The sequence below is a fragment of the Sphingobacterium alkalisoli genome (assembly GCF_005049105.1).
Lineage (GTDB): Bacteria > Bacteroidota > Bacteroidia > Sphingobacteriales > Sphingobacteriaceae > Sphingobacterium > Sphingobacterium alkalisoli.
The window spans coordinates 1-16,953 of sequence record NZ_SUKA01000005.1 but is presented as its reverse complement, the minus strand read 5'-3'; the positions used below and the strand labels follow the sequence as shown (position 1 = coordinate 16,953).

Below are 16,953 nucleotides of genomic sequence, written 5' to 3'. Positions count from 1 at the left end.
CAAATTAAAATTTAAATGTGATGTATAAAAAATGGTTGGCACTCATGCTACTGCTCCCTTTCCGGTTTCTATTTGCTCAGGATCATACACTGTCCGAATTTCCAAAAGGATACACCCCCCAAGAAGTTGGAAAATTAATTGCATACCGTTTTGAAGAAGCAAAGCATGCACTGCATGCCGGAAAATGGATTAGTTATCCCGAAACATTTTATTGGAACGGTGCGCTCAAATTTGCTGCACTAACGGAAGACAAGGCGTTCGTTAAAATTTTGCAAAACAAATTTGAACCACTATTTACAACAGAAAAAGCACTATTGCCCATTAAAAATCATGTCGATCTAAATATGTTTGGCAGCCTGCCATTGACACTTTATCAAATAACAGGCGAAAAACGCTATTATGATCTGGGCATGCCCTATGCAGATACCCAATGGGAAGTACCTGCGGATGCAAAGCCAGAAGAAAAAGAGTGGGCAAAGAAGGGGTATACCTGGCAAACACGCCTATGGATTGATGATATGTACATGATTACGATCGTGCAGACCCAAGCGTATAAAGTGACCGGAGACCTAAAATACATTGATCGTGCAGCCAAGGAAATGGTACTGTATCTTGATGAATTACAGCGTCCGAATGGGCTTTTCTATCATGCACCCGATGTTCCATTCTACTGGTTGAGGGGTAATGGTTGGATGGCTGCAGGTGTTACCGAGTTACTTCGTTACCTACCCGAAAATCACAAAGACCGTCCGCGTATTATGAAAGGATATCATACCATGATGAAAAGCCTGAAGAAATATCAGACAGCAAGCGGCATGTGGAATCAATTGATCGATGAGCCCGACTCATGGGCAGAGACTTCTGGATCTGCTATGTTTGCCTACGCATTTATTACCGGCGTAAAACAAGGATGGCTAGATGCAAAAGAATATGCGCCTGCCGCCCGGAAAGCATGGATGGCCTTAGTATCCTACGTGAATGAGAAAGGTGCTGTGTCGGAGGTGTGTGTGGGTACAAATAAAAAGAATGACAAACAGTATTATTATGACCGTCCACGTCGAACAGGCGATTACCATGGTCAGGCGCCCTACCTTTGGTGTGTCAATGCCCTGTTAGAAAAGTAAACATCATTCCATTATTCAGAATTATATCCTAAACCGTTTATAAGTGGAGGAGGCTCAATCGAAAGATTGGGCTTTTTTATTTAATCTCACCATAACAAAAGAGCCTGAATCATGATGTTGATTCAGGTTCTTTTACTTTATAATATAAAAGTGTAGGTCCTTTAGTCCTTATCAGGACTCAATGTAACTATGATTTCATTGTCCAGTTTTAATAATGCTCGAACAGCCTTATTAACTGTCGTAAGATCCACCTCCTTTAAAAGCTGGGGGTATTTCGAAAATTCGTCCAAAGGTTCCCCTTTTTCCAGCTGCCCCTTTAAATACGATAGCCAAAATGGATTGGACTTTTCCTTGAGCTCAATGGCCCGGGCTTCTTCAGCGACAAATTTAACCAACTCTTCTTGCAGTATGCCGTGATTTTTCAATTTGGTTAATTCTTCTTGTACAGCTTTAATCAATTCCTCCTTTCGGTCCGGATCACAATCAAATGAAATGACGATTGCAAAAAACTCAGTAGGATGCTTCGACTTTGTCAATTGAACCATTGGCGAGTACACTCCGCTTTCTTGCTTACGCAACCTTTCAATCAGTCGATAATCAATAGCAGATTTTAATGCCTCCAGGTAGAGACTATTGTTACTATCATATGGAAAGCTAGCACTGTAGACAAGCTGCACGGTGGCCTTATCCCCCTGGCCTAGATTAAGATCTTTTCTTATTTTTCCTTCGGGTACGCGGATTTTTAGGTCCTTAGCCACTTCGCGGGCAGAGTCTGAAGGTAAGGAACCTATATATTTCTCTACCAATTGTTTCAGCGAATCCAGCTCAAAATTCCCGACGAAAACAAATGTAAAATCTCCGGCATTTGCAAAGCGCTCTTTGAAAATAGCCTCCACCCGATCCGCTTTTATTTGCTCAATCGTTGCGATCGAGTTTGGCTGACGACGAAAATGATAGCTACCCAAAATATTTCCAACCGTATCCGAAAAAACACGCCGCGGATCGTCAGCACGATTTTGCATGGCTGTTTTCGATCGCTCCATGATAAGTCCAAATCGAGCCGTATCCAATTTGGATTCTGTCATGTACAGGTGTACGAGACCAAGACCGGTTTCCAGGTCACGGATATTGCTGCTGCCATTTAATCCCTCTTCGCGTTCACCAATATAAGGCATTACCTGTACCGCCTTGGCGTTAAGAAACTGACTTAACTGTGATAGGGTAAAATTACCCACCCCACTATTCATGATAAGTGCAGACGCGTTCATCGTCGAATAATAGTCAGAATCTGTATATAATGAGCTTCCACCCTTGCTAAATGCAGTAAAAAGTACTTCGTCGTTCTTGAACACAGTCGGCTTTGCATACACATTTGCACCATTGCTTAGTGTCCAATGTGTCAAGCCCAAATCGTTAATTTTGCTCTCTTGAACAACCTTACCCTTTCCAGCGAAATTTTCTAATAAGGTAACGGTTGTACGGTCTTGCTGGTAAGCTTTGATTTCGCTCGCCTCTACCGCACTCATCCAGTCCAGCACCTGTGCTTGTCCGGGCAATTGATTTCCAGGTTTGTCTGTCGCTAATACCAGAATAACGCGATCCTTTTCCTCTAGATAGCCTTTAATAAAATGTTGAACATCCTCCAGCCCGATTGTTTCCAACAGTTCTCTGGACAACGAGATCCGTTGATCTATTGATAGATACGCCGCCCCCTTAAGGAAGTATTCCAGGTAATCTTCTACCAATCTCGTCGAGGCAATCTTGTCCTTTTCTTTCTCCTGCAACGCAATTCTTGCTAATAACCTATCTTTAACATCCTGCAGTTCATCGGCCGTGAACCCATACCGAACCATCCTTTCTACCTCTGTCCACGCTGCCTTAAAGCCCTCTTCCCATTTATCGGGCGTCAAAGCTATGCGAACGTTAAATGCCCCCAAATTAGAAACAAAAGCACCAGCACCTATACTAATTCCTAGATAAGGTTTGCTCCCTTCCCGCATCACTTCCTGTATACGTGCCGCAGCCAGGCTATTTGAAATATCCTCCACCAGAGCTTCCTTAAACTCTTCCTTCCGCGTCATTGCCGTTGCATTGCGTTTATACACGATTTCAATCTGATGATTTGAAAACTCCCGATCTTTGACCTGAATGAAACGTGTGCTATCTATCAAAGGAATAGTGTAGACAGGTCGGGGCATAGTCCCCCCCCTAGGCTTTAAATCAGAAAACAACGTTTTAATCTGGTGCTCAACCTGTTGAACATCGATATCCCCCACTACAATAAGCGCTTGTAGATCTGGTCTATACCATTCCTTGTAGAAATTTTTAAGGACGGCAATATCGGCTTTAGCAATTACCTCCTCCAGACCAATTGGTGAGCGCTCCGCATAGCGCGAAAAATTGTAGACAGTAGGCATATACTGATCCCGCATTCGTCCCGATGCATTATGTTGCAGTCGTTTCTCTTCAAGTATCACTCCGCGTTCCTTTTCAAATTCGGTCTTGTCCATTACGGCCTCGGCCGCCCAGTCCCGCATAATTTGCATTCCATTCTTCCATAGTTCGGTATCGTCTGTGGGCAGTGGAAGCTGATAGACGGTCTCATCGTAAGACGTGTAGGCATTCAGGTCGGCACCAAATCTAACCCCGGCCTTTTCCAAATAATCGATAAGCTGGTTTTTGGGAAAATGACGTGTACCTTTAAAATTCATATGCTCGATAAAATGAGCCAATCCGCGCTCATGCTCCTCTTCCAATATCGAACCAACTTTATTTGCCAAATACAATACCGCACGTTTCTCGGGGTGCTTGTTTGTTTTTATAAAATATCGAAAACCATTTGGCAATTCGCCCACCTTTACTGTTGAATCTAACAGTAGGCTTTGCGCGTGGACGAGATTTCCCATCAACAGTGCTATGAAGACTCCTATTACTATTATCTTTCGTCTTTTATGTTGTTTTTTTATGTACATTACTATGTTGTTATGTATACGCCATTGTGTATCCATACAGCCTATCAATAGATTGCCCAGCTGTATGGTTTTGACCCTATGTTTCTATCTTCTTTTTCTACGTATTAACAAAGTCATCACCGCCCCTGCAATCAACAAAGGCAATACTCCCAGCCAACCCCATTTGATATAGTTAAGTTGCGATGCCGTCACATGCCCCTCATCAATTGATTCCGGTCTATTGATATCGATAGGGAATTCATTGTGGCTGAACCAGCGAAAAATATCGGTCATGACCGAAAAGTTTGCTGTACGAGGCGATTGTCGGTTAAGCTCTGCATTGCTGATAAAATCAGCGTCGGCTACGACTAAGATGCGCTGTTCCTTATTCTTTATCTCCCGTGTCAGGGCTAAAGCCAATGGAAAAGATTTTTTATCCGCGTTGTTCCTTTCATCGACCAACTCTTTGGTTCTGTCTATTACTAATCCCTCCTGTTTCCAAGTATTGACAGCCTGCGTGACCAGCAACGGTCTTGCCGAAAATCGTGTATTTGGTAAAACCGACAACGTACCCGCAGATGGCATCGATACCAAGACACTGTCATTTTTCAGAAAATTGCTTTCACCAACAGTTTGCAACCAATTCGTCTTGGAAACATTCGCTAGGATAAAATTCTGCTCATAATCTTGACTCTGTTGTACGAGCAGACCATTTTCGTACCTCACATCCACCATACCTAAGATCGGTTCAATATTCGATTTGTTCTCTGGATCGGCCAATACCATCAGGTTTCCTCCATTTTCAATATACTGCTGAAGATATTGCAATTCGGCTTGCTCAAAATCACCCATCGGATCGGCGATCACCAAAATATTAAGCGTATTCGGATCGATGTTACCTTTTAGATCCACATTGACGACATCAAAGCCTTGGTTGACCAAAGCATAACGAAATGCGATTTCTGTAGTAGCGATCTGGTAATCCCGATCCCCGGAGCGCTGCGTACTCCGTTCATTATGACCTACCACAAAGCCCACTCTAGGCGCCTCCACGAGTAAGCGCTTAAATGCAGCAGAGATTTCCTTCTCGCTTGGATGTCTAAACAGATCGTCGTAAACCCTTAAATAAGTGGATTTATCTTTGTACGTTAACTTCCTCACAAAGCGGTTTTTCTCTGCGCTTAAGTCAATTTTTTCATTAATTTGTGCTGGCGTCAGAAACATATCAAACGGCAGTTTATTTATCTTGACCATCTTTTTGGCCAACTGTTCATCATTCAGGCCCGGATTTTCTTGGTAGATACGTTCGTTGGTGCTATGCGCCCAATAGTATACATAGTCCATTTTCAAGAAAGGCATGTAGCGCAGGTACATATCAAATCGCTTTTTGTCCATGTTGCGGCTAGAAGGCAAGCCAGAGTGATAGTTTTCATCCAACAAATTGACATAAGTAGTTATTTGAACAGGCTCATCAAACTGTTTAATGATAGCCTGGCTGCTCGCTGTCAGTGTACGGCTGTTGTTGGTCGTCATATCCTTGTACAGCATAAATTGAGGCAAGGATGTTACGTAACCGATCAACAGCATCACAGCGACAAACCCCGCATAGCGCATGGTTTTGTTTGCTAGACTCAACGTTTGACGCTCTGTTTGCAGTTTAAGGAAGGTCAATCCGAGAAAAAGAACGATGACAATTATGAAATAGAAGATGTCATTGCTTGTGAGCAGTCCGTTGATCGATTCTTCCACCCTGCCGGAGATAGAAAGGAAATAGGTAATATCCCGAACAAATTCGATATCCTGCCATAATCCACCCACAAAATTCAATGCAGCTAATACCACCAGCGTACTAATTGCGGCTACGACCTGGTACGTCGTTAAACTCGACATAAAAAGACCAATCGCTGCATATGCGCAGATTAACATATATAAGCCTATAATACCGGATAGTATCAACGTAAACTCGGCATCCTTCACTGTGAATAAGGTCAAAATACCCAATCCTAACAGTACGGATATCAGCAGTAAACAATACCCCATAATAGCTAGGTACTTTCCTATTATAATTTCACTGACTTTAATCGGAGAGGAATACAGCAATTTAATCGACCCACTGTTGGTCTCTCGGCTTATTACACCCATCGTGAGGAGCGGAATATACAAATACAAGTATTCCTGCATCTGTGGAAAAAGAGATCTAAACCCTGAAAACAGGCGATTAGTGGCGCCAGATATACCTTGCCCCATCTCTTTCGCCTGATAGATCCGTTCCAGCGTGCTGTGGTACTCCCATCCAGACTGTACAATCAGGACGATTAATACGATCCAAGCCACCGGTGAATAAAAAAGCTGACTTAATTCTATTTTTGCAATGCGTAAGGTCGTCTTCATCATTTCTTATTAGGTGTTTTATTAGATAATTGTGCAAAAATCTGGTCGAGCGAACTTTTTTCAAGTGTCAATTCCTGCAGACGCCATCCTGCAGATACACTTGCTTCGATAAGTTGTTCGCTGACAAAGGTACTTGGAGAAAAGCGAACCCGAAACTGCTTGGCAGACAGCACTTCCACGCCAGTAATATTTGGAATAACCTCCAACACTTCAGGAAGAGGCGGATTTTCCATCCGCATCAGCAAACTATCTGGTTCAATATAGTTGTTGAAGGCATCCATACTATCTTCAAATACCATCAATCCATTTTCAATCATTTTCACCTGTTCGCAAGTAGCCTGTACTTCGGAAAGTATATGCGAGGAGAAAATAACGGCCTTTTCTTCACCGATTTCCTTGATTAGTTTTCGCACTTCTAAGATCTGATTAGGGTCCAGCCCGTTCGTAGGTTCATCGAGAACGACAAGTTTGGGCTCGTGTATGATTGCCTGCGCAATACCCACCCGTTGTTTGTAACCGCCCGAAAGATTGGAAATCAGTCGATTTCTAAAATGTGCTACACCACATTTCGCCATAGCGCGGTCCACGGCCTTTTCAACCTCTTTTCTAGGAATCAGTCTCAGGTGAGCACACTGGGTCAAGTATTCATTTACCGTAAGATCAAGATACAGCGGCGCATTTTGCGGCAGAAAGCCGATCAGCTTTTTTGCCTCTATTGAATTTTCCCTCATGTCAAATCCACCGATCGTAACATTTCCTTTCACCTGGTTTAGCACGCCGCACATGATGTTCATCGTAGTAGATTTACCTGCACCATTCGAGCCCAACAGTCCCAGTACGCCAAATTCATTTATCTCAAAGTCGATATCCTGTATAGCCCACGCCGTGCCATAGCGGTGCCATAAATGAGATATCTTTACAATTGTATTGTCCATTTATTTAAAAAATTAAATGAAAGAGGAAACCGATGCGGCTTCCTCTCACATATTATCCATTGATGTCTTGACTACCTATAATCTTCGTTCTGCGTCAGGAAAGGATTGGTATTTCTAGCTTGCTGCGGTATCGGATAGAGCTGCGCAAACGACTCCCACGAAGCCGGTCTTAGCGCGCTCATGATAGCATCTGCTCTTCCCATTCTTTTTATGGTATACCACCTGTTGCCCAGTTCGCAGAAGAACTCAACTTGACGCTCCTGTAGGACAGCTTGCGCCAAATCTGCTGTTGCTGGCAATTCGCCAAGCCCTGCCCTGCTCCGTATTACATTGATATCTGCACGGGCCCCTGTCGGATTGGCACCTATTCTAGCCTCCGCCCTAATGAGGTAAAGTTCCGCTAATCGCAACAACATAGGAACTTCTACACGTCCAGAAGCCGTGGCTGCTGCCTGATTATTGTTTTTGTACTTATTGGGCACATAGCGGGAGACTCCCTGTACATCCACCTCTCTCACCCATGACGTGTACCTGGCGTCATCCGGTTCAAAAGCATCCAGTAAGTTGTCACTAATCTGATAATTAATGGCAGTAGTAAACGTTGTGGGCAAGAATATTGATCCTTCTACTGTATATCCGTTGGTGGCGATCAGTGCGGGTCCCATTTGGAGAATGGCTTCTTTGGAATCCTTTAAAAAGACATTACCTATTTCTTCCATAGGCAATAAATCATACGTATCCCGTTGGTCGATTACTTCCGTTGCATTTACCTCGGCCTGCTGCAAATTACCCACCTGTAAATAAACTTTTGCTAATAACGCGGTAGCAACAGCCTTATTTACCTGAGCCCGACCTGCTACCCCTCCATTGGTTGGATAGGCCGTACTTAACACCGCTTTAGCTTCTTCAAGATCCGTTATCAGCCTTTCCATAATTTCAGATGTCGCTGTTCTGGGTAGAAATGCGCTTACGTTAGGATCTGTGGTCAATACCAAGGGCACGTCGCCAAACATATTGACCAAGTTAAAATAACAATAGGCCCTCATGGTTTTCGCTTCGGCAATCATCTGCTGTGTCAGCGCTGACGATAAAGCCGTATTATCCGTCAACCCAAAGATGATACTGTTGAAGCGGTAGATTGCAGCATAAACATCTGTCCAAATACTGCTTAGACGGGTCGTTGTAATAGGATCATACGTATTGGTCGTGAAATCCAATAGCGTAATTACTGGTGTAGCGATCTCACCTGCCGAAACGGCATTAATTAGGGTAAATTCTTGCGCAAAAGAGTTATTGGCTGACATCTGGCTATAAGCACCGGATAACGCAGCCCTTGCGGTTACTTCTGAATTAAAAATTACTTCAGAAGGACGTTCATTCAGTGGCGGATCTATTTCCAGTAATTTTTCGCAGCTTGTTAAGACGACCGTTGCTATTAACAAGCCTATATATTTTTTTAAATTGATTTTCATGCTAGCTTAAATATTAGAAGGTAAATTGTAATGTTCCGACAATTGTACGTAGCGGCGGTAAATTTAATCCCTGTGATTCGGGATCATATCCAAAATAGTCTGTCACGGTAAATAGATTATGTCCCTGAACCTGAAGTCTTAGATTTTTAAACTTTAGCCTTTCCACGAAATCACCCTTTATATCATACGATAAACTCACATTCTTAAGTCGTATAAACGACGTATTTGTGAGTACAGCATCCGAACCAACATAATTAGACCACGCGATATAAGCATTTCTTGATCCTGCAGCGACCTGAGGTTGGGAAGGCAAACCTGCATTAATATATTCCAATGCCGGCTGTGCCGCGTAGTTATTCATGCTATAACCCGGCGGATAAAATGAGCTGGCAATAAATGAACGCCCTTTCTGGTTGACGAACTGAAATAGAAAATCTAATGTTACGTTCTTATAGGATAAAGTGTTGGAAAATCCGCCAAAATATTTTGGCAAGGTCGTTCCCGCCAAAAAGCGATCACCTAAGTTATAGTCAGACAAGCCAAAGGATATATTTCCGTCGCCATTCAGATCTTCAAAAGTTGGCATACCCGTAGTCTGATCAAAGCCGGTAAAACGATACGCATATATCGGGTTCATGGGGTGACCAACGACCAGCTGCGAACTGTATGCCGATCGCTCGATATCAGGATATTCCGCTAATTTATTTCTGTTGAGCGAAATATTGAAACTACTTCTCCACGAAAAATCTTTTGTATTTATGTTCTGCGTATTCAATGTAAACTCCCACCCCTTGTTCTCTACCAAAGCTGGGAAATTGGCTTGATAACTTGTAAAACCGGCTTGCCCACTAACCGAATAGTTAATCAACTGATCTCCAGATAGATTTCGATAAAAAGAAGTAATCAAGGATATTCTGTCATTTAAAAATCCCAATTCTAGCCCTGTCTCCAACTTTTTGGATGTCTCCCAACGGAAGTTGCTGTTAGGTAGTCGCGAAGGAACCATTCCGGGCAAGCCATTATATACATAAGGCACCGATCGGTAAGAATCAAAATAGCCGTAATCTTGAATTTTGTCGTTACCGACCCAACCATAACTAGCACGTAGCTTCCCAAAACTTAGCAGGTCTATGGATTTTAACCATGTCTCTTCCGAGAAATTCCAGGCAGCACCTACCGATCCAAAGTTACCGTAGCGCGAATCAGGCGCAAACCTAGAAGATCCATCTCTTCTAAAGTTTACATTTAGGATATACTTACTTTTCCAATTGTAATTGACTCTTCCAAATAGGGATGCATATTTATATTCACTTGAGCTGCGTGATGTCGATACCGAAGCGGCCGATCCAATATTCTCCAGAAAATCATCCGAGATAAAATCCCTTGCCAGCGTGTAAAATGGCTGTCTAGAAGTGGTATATTGCCACGTACCTCCCACCATCGTACTGAGTTTACCTTCGAATATATTCACATTATAATCCAGTTGCGGTTCAACAGAATAATTCTCCATAGAATTGTAGGCAAATATGCTGTTGGCCACGTTTGTTGAAACACCCGGATCCATAGAGGATAGCGGAGCCAAACGCTTTTGGTCCATGTCCGACTTACCATATCCCAGATTGGTCTTAAATGAAAGTCCCTTCCAGATGCGCAAATCAAAATTCAGATTGCTCATCAAATTACTTCCTTTGTTCTGCACAGTCTGATTTAGATCACCTAGGGGATTACGCGGCACACCAAAACTCAGTCCACTCCAATATAAGCTCCCATCGGCATTATATAGGGGATAATTTGGAGGCAAATTGTATGCGATCGACGTTTGATCCAATATCGATACATCGTTATTATCGGCCGAATAGATTGTCGAGAAGCCAATTTGAAGTCTATCGTTTAGTGTTTTATGGCTCAAATTAAAGTTGACAGCCGACCGGCGATAACCCTGATCGCCCACAAACACATTACCCTCTTTATGAAATGTACCACTAAGTCGAAAATTGGTACTTAAATTACCACCACTCAAGGAAATATTAGCGTCCGAAGTTTTCGCCGTATTTCCAATTAGTAGCTTTTGAAAGTCGGTGTATGCATTTTGATCCCAACGTGTCAGATCAAAGGCATCATCCGATTCAGGCGTATACGTTGGATCCGCTGCCATTGCATTTTCGAATGCTTTTGTTCGAATAGCTAGATATTGTTCTGTGTTTAATAAGTCGAGAAATTTGCTCACCTTAGCAACCCCTTGTCTATACATACCGTCAAGCTGCGTCTTCCCTGCCCGACCTTTTTTTGTCGTGATCAATACCACGCCATTGGCAGCACGTGAGCCATAGATAGCAGTTGCGTCGGCATCTTTTAAAATATCGATACTTTCGATATCAAGCGGGTTGATCAGATTCAGTGGACTCGCCGCACCATTTGCGCCGTTTAAACCTGTACCGACTGAGCTATTTATCGCATCAGAAGAAAAAGGTATCCCATCGACGATGAACAGCGGGGCGTTACGATTTATCGTGCTTCCAGAACTTATCAATGAATTGACTCCTCGAATATTGAATGTCATCGGACTACCTGGCAAGCCATTTCCCTGCGAAACGTAAACACCGGCAGCACGTCCTTGCAAGGCACTGGCTAGATTTGTCGTGGGGGTGTTCATGATATCTTTGGAGGTAACCCTTACAGTCGATCCGGTGCTGTTACGACGTGTCGTTGTACCGTATCCGATCACCAGTACTTCATCTAGGCTCGATAGATCCGGTACCAACTGAATCTTAAGGTCTTCATAACGCCGGCTTTTTATCTCTACGGTCTTGTATCCCATGCTCCGAATAGAAAGCGTATATGAATCATCGATCACACCAATATTAAATCGACCATTGGCATCGGTGTGTACGAGATTCCCCGCATTCACTACAGAGACAATCACATTAGGCAACAAATTTCCATTTTCGTCTACCACACTTCCGAACTGTACAAAACCATTCTGATTGACCTTATTCCTATTATCGACAGTTGAGGGGGTATTTTGTTCAGATCGTTTTTGTTGCAACACAATATACTGGTTGTCCACAAAATCGTAGTCCAGCTGAAAAGGAGCGAGGATTTGTTCTACTACGGTAGCTAAACTGCCCGTATACGATCCTGTCACTTTCTTGGCAGCGTTCATGTGGCTATCATTGTAGACAAAGCGTACTGCCACTTTAGATTCAATGGCCTGTAATGCCTTTTCCAGCGAGGTATCTGTAAATTTAAGATTTACTTGTTCTTTTAGTACCTGTGCCCGACTAAAGGATGCAGATAAGAGAAAGAAGAATATTAAGATGAAGCTTCTGCTTCTTGAAGAACTGCTGTATTTGTTTATTTTTAATCCGCTCTTAGCAACGGCACAGCTCATCCATGTCAAATTTTTTTTATACATTTGATAGGTTAATTTAGTTGAATTAAAATGAATTAGACCAAGCTTATTGCGGGGATGTAGCAGCATCTCCGCATTTCTTGCATCCTATTTTATCTGTTCACTCGTGGGTTAGTTCATAAATAATGTTAATGCATCAGAAACAGCCTCCTCCTGTTAGTTTTATCATATTGTCCTCTATTTTGTAATTCGCGTTAATAGACAAGCTCAATAGCTTTAGCGAAGTTTCCAGCGATTGATCTGTTAAATTGGCCGTGACCCGGCATGAACTGTACTCTCCCGTATATCCTTCAAAAGACACCTCAAATTTTTTCTCAAAACGGCTCATAATGTCTTCGACTGGTGTCGAAATAAAGTTCATATCGTATTCCGTACCTTTTGTTATAGTTGTAATAAGCTGGGTAGGCACTACTTCGGCCGGCACTAGTTGATCATTATCGTCGGTACGCAGGGTCTCGTTGGCTTCGACGGTATATTTCCGTTCTAATACCAAGCCTTTTCGTTTTTTCGTTACCTCTACCGTACCGGTCAACACCGATAGGTCCAATTTTCCGTCTTTGGGATCCACCCTTAAGTTGAAGCTCGTACCCAATACTTTTGTAAAATAATCTCCCGTATGAATGATAAAAGGCTTCTTTTTATCCTTGACGACTTCGAACAGTGCTTCACCAATCAGCTCTACCTCTCGCGTTTGGCCCGTAAAGTTTTCCGGATAATAGAGCTTACTATCGCCCTTAAGCCATACGATACTCTGATCCGGAAGGATCAATTTTGTTATTTCTGCCTTTTTCGTTTCGGTCGACACCAATGTTACCGGCATGTCAGAGCGCTTCCACAGGTATATGGCACCTAATAAACACAGGATCAACAAGGCAGCAATACTGGCAGCCCATGTTGTTACCGTAATGTGACGAACTCCTTTCGCTACCTCTTCGGCAATATTTGCACGCGACAGTATATTGGTATGCATACGGCTGCCCAAACTATCTTCTTGCTCTCCGTACCAAAAAATTTCATCTGGAAGTTCCTCATTGTACCAAGCATCCAAAATCCGTCTTTCTTCATCAGAAAGTGTTTCGGTTTTCCATTTGAGCATTAAAAATTTGATATTTTCGGGAATATTTTCCATATTAATAACGTCGTCTATTAATATAGAGTAAAGAAATTATTAAACTACGTACGCAAAAAAGATATTTTTTTAATTTATCACTGAGATATTCGCTATTTAATCAAGAAATTGATCAAAAGCTCACAAAAACAATAAAACTTGTAGACGCTGAATCGCATTTTTGAGTACGCGAATCGCTTTTCTCAACTGTGTCTCCACCGTCCGATGGGATATGTCCAACTGTTCAGCAATTTGTTTAGCCGTCATACCCTCTTCCCTACTCATCTTAAAAATCAATCTGCATTTTTCCGGGAGCCCATCGATCACATGTGTAATCTGATCCTGCAATTCAAGATATTCCATATGCTGCATATCGGCATGATCTAGCGGAATACTATTTAAGGATAGTTCATCTAGCTGCAAATGAGATGATTCACGAACACGAATCTCTAAGAGGCGAAAAATTTCATGCCGCAGCATGGTATAGATATAATATTTTAAATGCCCCTTTAAAGCAATGTTGGCTTTCCATTTCCAAAGGTTTACAAATACATTCTGTACCACTTCCTCCGCGTCGCTTTGATCTTGTAGCTTATGTAGAGATTTCTTGATCAGGTGTTGCCAATAGCGATCGTAAAGAATAGAGAAGGCGATACTATCCTCTTGTTGAACCAAGAAAAATAATTCTTCATCGGATTTTCCATCTTTATGTGCCACGCTAAACTATATTCGGAATTGTAAATATAGAGAATGTTTTAATTTATGACTATAAAACAATCATCAAATGAACTTTTATGACTGCTGCTTGTTGAATATACTAAACGTACAACTATGCAAAATAACGAAAAAGCAGTTGGGATGATCAATGATTTGATCGAGCTCAACAACGATAGGATCGCAGGCTTCGAAAAAGCGCTTGCGGATATCAACGATGAAAATGTGGATTTGAAAGCTCTTTTTCAGGACTATGCGATGCAAAGTCGCAAATACAGCCAAGAGCTGACAGCTTTAGTCGCGACCTATGGTGGCGATGTGGAAACTGGAAACACCGTAGCCGGTACACTACACCGTGCATGGATCGATGTTAAGGCCCTTTTTGGCGGATCAGATCGTGCAAGTATTCTTTCTGAGGCAGAGCGTGGTGAAGATGCCATTAAAGCGGCCTACGAAACGGCTATGCGTGATGGCGAGATTCCTGCCGATGCTATGCCACTCTTAGTGGAGCAGGCAGAGGGAATTCAAGCTGCGCACGACAATGTTAAAATGTTGCGCGACGTTGCGAAAGCATCGTCATAAAAGTGGTATAGCCCTATAAAGCAAATTATACCAATAAGCCACCAGCTTTAAAGCTGGTGGCTTATTATATGTATGAGCAATATTTACTTCTAAATTTTCATTATGCTAATAGAAGCTCTCGTAATCGCCGCGTAGGAACAGCCATTGTAAAATCGGCGCTCCCTTGGTGTTTGTCGTCGAAGCCCAGGGATTATATGGCCCCATCTGCCATCCTAATACCGTGTTGTAGTTCACCATGTATTCTATCAATTTGTACTTAAAACCATTCTTTGTTAGCACAAAATCGCCCTACCTTTTACAGTAGGGCGTTATCATTTTGGCTAGCGCCTCTTTTTTCGCGGCAGTAATCTCGAGAGCAAGTAGCTTACCACTGTGCCGACCGCGGCGAGTATCATCGTCTGGATCAAATCAGTCCAGGGGATTAAGCCCATAATACTACAGCAACTTCCGCCCAGCACTGGAAACCAACCGCCACCATGGCTATTCATCCCGTTCCTCCTCCTTATCGGTTTCCTCTTCAGCTTGTTCGCCAACATCGATGGAACCAATAATCACTTTTTCGCTTTTATCCTGCTGGTCTTCGCCTTCTGTATCGCGCTTTTCCACATCGAGGACAGATTCCAAGATCCCCAACCCTACGGCAACATATTTTAAGATATTGAGTGCCTTTCCCGGCAACTTGATTGGAGCCAGCAGTACCACCTGTACGGCTTGGCTGATTTTGTTTATAATGCTACGCATAGTATTGAGTATTGAGATGTTAGATATGAGATGTTAGACATTAGATTTGAGATATTAGATTTGAGAACTGGAAACTGGAATCAGAAATCCGATTCCCGTTCTCGGCTACCCGATTCCCGCTGCCCGATCACTAGCTCCCAATCACTAGTCACTAGTCACCCCCCTAATTCGTAATTTCTAATTCGTAATTCGTCATTCCTAATTCTTAATTCCTATTTCGTAATTCTCAATTCTTACCCCCTAATCACTAAAAACACTTCTGCTTCCATATCCCACAGGCTGTACACCAGTGCTTTCAGCTTATCCAACGCCTTACGACTTTGGTCGCCTGTACCTTCTCCAGTGAGCGTCGTAACCGGAGCGATACAACCATGTAACTCTTTCATCGCGTTGTTAGCAGCATGGACCAGTATCGCCTCACGACCAAGCACCGCCGGAATTCCGATCTGCTCCCCGTGCTTATAGTACTTTGTCTTCTGCAGTTTGTACCGCCCCTCCGGGATACAGCTCAGCCGTTGCAAATTATTTCGCCATGGTAACTCGATCGTATGGCAAATTTGTTCACCGTTATAGGTGATGGTTCCGTTTGTGCCCTTCTCTCCGTATTTCCGTCGGAGATAGAGTGTATGTGTATTCATTTAGTATTGAGTATTAAGTATTGAGTATTGAGACCTAAACCGTCATTGCGAACCGAAGCTTGGGGATATGAGGTGGAGTGAAGCAATCCATAAAAAGATTGCTTCATCGTTCCTCCTCGCAAAGACGAGAAGAAACATCTCCTAACCTCTAATTACCAGTCACCAATCACTAGTCACCAATCACTAGTTACCAATCACCAGTTACCAACCACTAGTTACCAACCACTAGTCACTAATCACCAATCACCAGTCACCAACCACTTAACTGACAGTGATTTCACCTAGGTAATAGCTACCGGACGTTTTAACCCCATCTCGATTTCCTGTGAATACCCATCCCACGACATTATCCCCTGCATACACTTCCGGAAAGGTCAGATCCAGCGAACCGTCTGCACGTGTACCCGATTCCAGGATACTGAAGAAGGACTTTTCCTTATTGTACATCAGGAGGATCACCACATCGTCCGAAAAAGCGTTGAAACGGTTTGTTTCTGTCGTCCAGCTTAGGGATACCTCCCGCGGTGCGGTCTCCTGCCAGCTCACCCCCATCAGGTTCGATAGCCCGCCTTTGGCGATTACCACCGCTTCATAATCCAATGTCTGATTTGGATAATCGCCCATGATACCATTCGCCAGCAGATGCTGCAGCGCTTTATTGTATCCGGTTGAGCGCCCCTGCAGGGCATCCGAATAGCCCAGATTGAGCAGATCCTTGATCGGTGACAGAAAACTTACACCAAGTGCAAATTTCGCACGCTGTGCCAGTTGATCTGCTGACGCGGGTTTGTTACTTCTTTTCGAAAGGGAGCGTACATAGTCTACATTTCTCCAGCTGCTTCCGATTACGTTGCCTACCTTACCTGAATAGGCGCCGTTGATTCC

At 43.1% G+C, this 16,953-nt stretch carries 13 protein-coding genes; 2 read left to right on the top strand and 11 right to left on the bottom strand.

All coding sequences use genetic code 11. The features are described 5' to 3' along the window. Window positions 1-20: 20 nt before the first annotated feature. Window positions 21-1,124, top strand: a complete 1,104-nt coding sequence (locus FAZ19_RS15620; RefSeq protein ID WP_136821694.1) for a glycoside hydrolase family 88/105 protein — start codon at window positions 21-23, stop codon at window positions 1,122-1,124. Window positions 1,125-1,285: 161 nt separating this feature from the next. Here the strand turns inward: FAZ19_RS15620 and FAZ19_RS15615 are convergent, their stop codons facing one another. From FAZ19_RS15615 to FAZ19_RS15585, 7 genes are all read right to left on the bottom strand, one after another. Then, complete coding sequence (locus tag FAZ19_RS15615; protein WP_169305673.1) at window positions 1,286-4,096, bottom strand: M16 family metallopeptidase; 2,811 nt, start codon at window positions 4,094-4,096, stop codon at window positions 1,286-1,288. An 84-nt stretch (window positions 4,097-4,180) separates the two neighbouring features. Beyond that, complete coding sequence (locus tag FAZ19_RS15610; protein WP_136821692.1) at window positions 4,181-6,469, bottom strand: Gldg family protein; 2,289 nt, start codon at window positions 6,467-6,469, stop codon at window positions 4,181-4,183. Then, on the bottom strand, window positions 6,466-7,401 hold the full coding sequence (locus FAZ19_RS15605; RefSeq protein ID WP_136821691.1) for an ABC transporter ATP-binding protein: 936 nt from the start codon (window positions 7,399-7,401) through the stop codon (window positions 6,466-6,468). The genes FAZ19_RS15610 and FAZ19_RS15605 overlap by 4 nt, the downstream gene beginning before the upstream one ends. 71 nt (window positions 7,402-7,472) lie before the next feature. After that, on the bottom strand, window positions 7,473-8,873 hold the full coding sequence (locus FAZ19_RS15600) for a RagB/SusD family nutrient uptake outer membrane protein (protein ID WP_136821690.1): 1,401 nt from the start codon (window positions 8,871-8,873) through the stop codon (window positions 7,473-7,475). Window positions 8,874-8,886: 13 nt separating this feature from the next. After that, window positions 8,887-12,288: a SusC/RagA family TonB-linked outer membrane protein gene (locus FAZ19_RS15595; protein ID WP_169305672.1), complete on the bottom strand. Its 3,402-nt coding sequence runs from the start codon at window positions 12,286-12,288 to the stop codon at window positions 8,887-8,889. 133 nt (window positions 12,289-12,421) lie between these two features. Next, window positions 12,422-13,414 (bottom strand): FecR family protein, encoded by a 993-nt coding sequence (locus FAZ19_RS15590; protein ID WP_136821688.1) that lies wholly within the window; start codon window positions 13,412-13,414, stop codon window positions 12,422-12,424. Between the two features lie 120 nt (window positions 13,415-13,534). Beyond that, window positions 13,535-14,110, bottom strand: coding sequence for an RNA polymerase sigma factor (locus tag FAZ19_RS15585; RefSeq protein WP_136821687.1), 576 nt, complete (start codon window positions 14,108-14,110; stop codon window positions 13,535-13,537). A 114-nt stretch (window positions 14,111-14,224) separates the two neighbouring features. Between FAZ19_RS15585 and FAZ19_RS15580 the strand changes: the two genes are divergently transcribed. Beyond that, window positions 14,225-14,689, top strand: a complete 465-nt coding sequence (locus tag FAZ19_RS15580) for a ferritin-like domain-containing protein (protein WP_136821686.1) — start codon at window positions 14,225-14,227, stop codon at window positions 14,687-14,689. A 105-nt stretch (window positions 14,690-14,794) separates the two neighbouring features. Here FAZ19_RS15580 and FAZ19_RS24355 read toward each other — a convergent pair whose 3' ends face one another. From FAZ19_RS24355 to FAZ19_RS23900, 4 genes are all read right to left on the bottom strand, one after another. Continuing rightward, on the bottom strand, window positions 14,795-14,926 hold the full coding sequence (locus FAZ19_RS24355) for a hypothetical protein (RefSeq protein ID WP_262709349.1): 132 nt from the start codon (window positions 14,924-14,926) through the stop codon (window positions 14,795-14,797). A 243-nt stretch (window positions 14,927-15,169) separates the two neighbouring features. After that, a complete protein-coding gene (locus FAZ19_RS15575) occupies window positions 15,170-15,430 on the bottom strand; it encodes a hypothetical protein (RefSeq protein WP_136821685.1) in 261 nt (86 codons plus the stop codon). 233 nt (window positions 15,431-15,663) lie between these two features. Further along, complete coding sequence (locus FAZ19_RS15570; RefSeq protein WP_136821684.1) at window positions 15,664-16,068, bottom strand: DUF5675 family protein; 405 nt, start codon at window positions 16,066-16,068, stop codon at window positions 15,664-15,666. A 261-nt stretch (window positions 16,069-16,329) separates the two neighbouring features. Further along, window positions 16,330-16,953: DUF6266 family protein (locus FAZ19_RS23900; RefSeq protein WP_169305671.1), on the bottom strand; the 624-nt coding region annotated here is incomplete at its 5' end.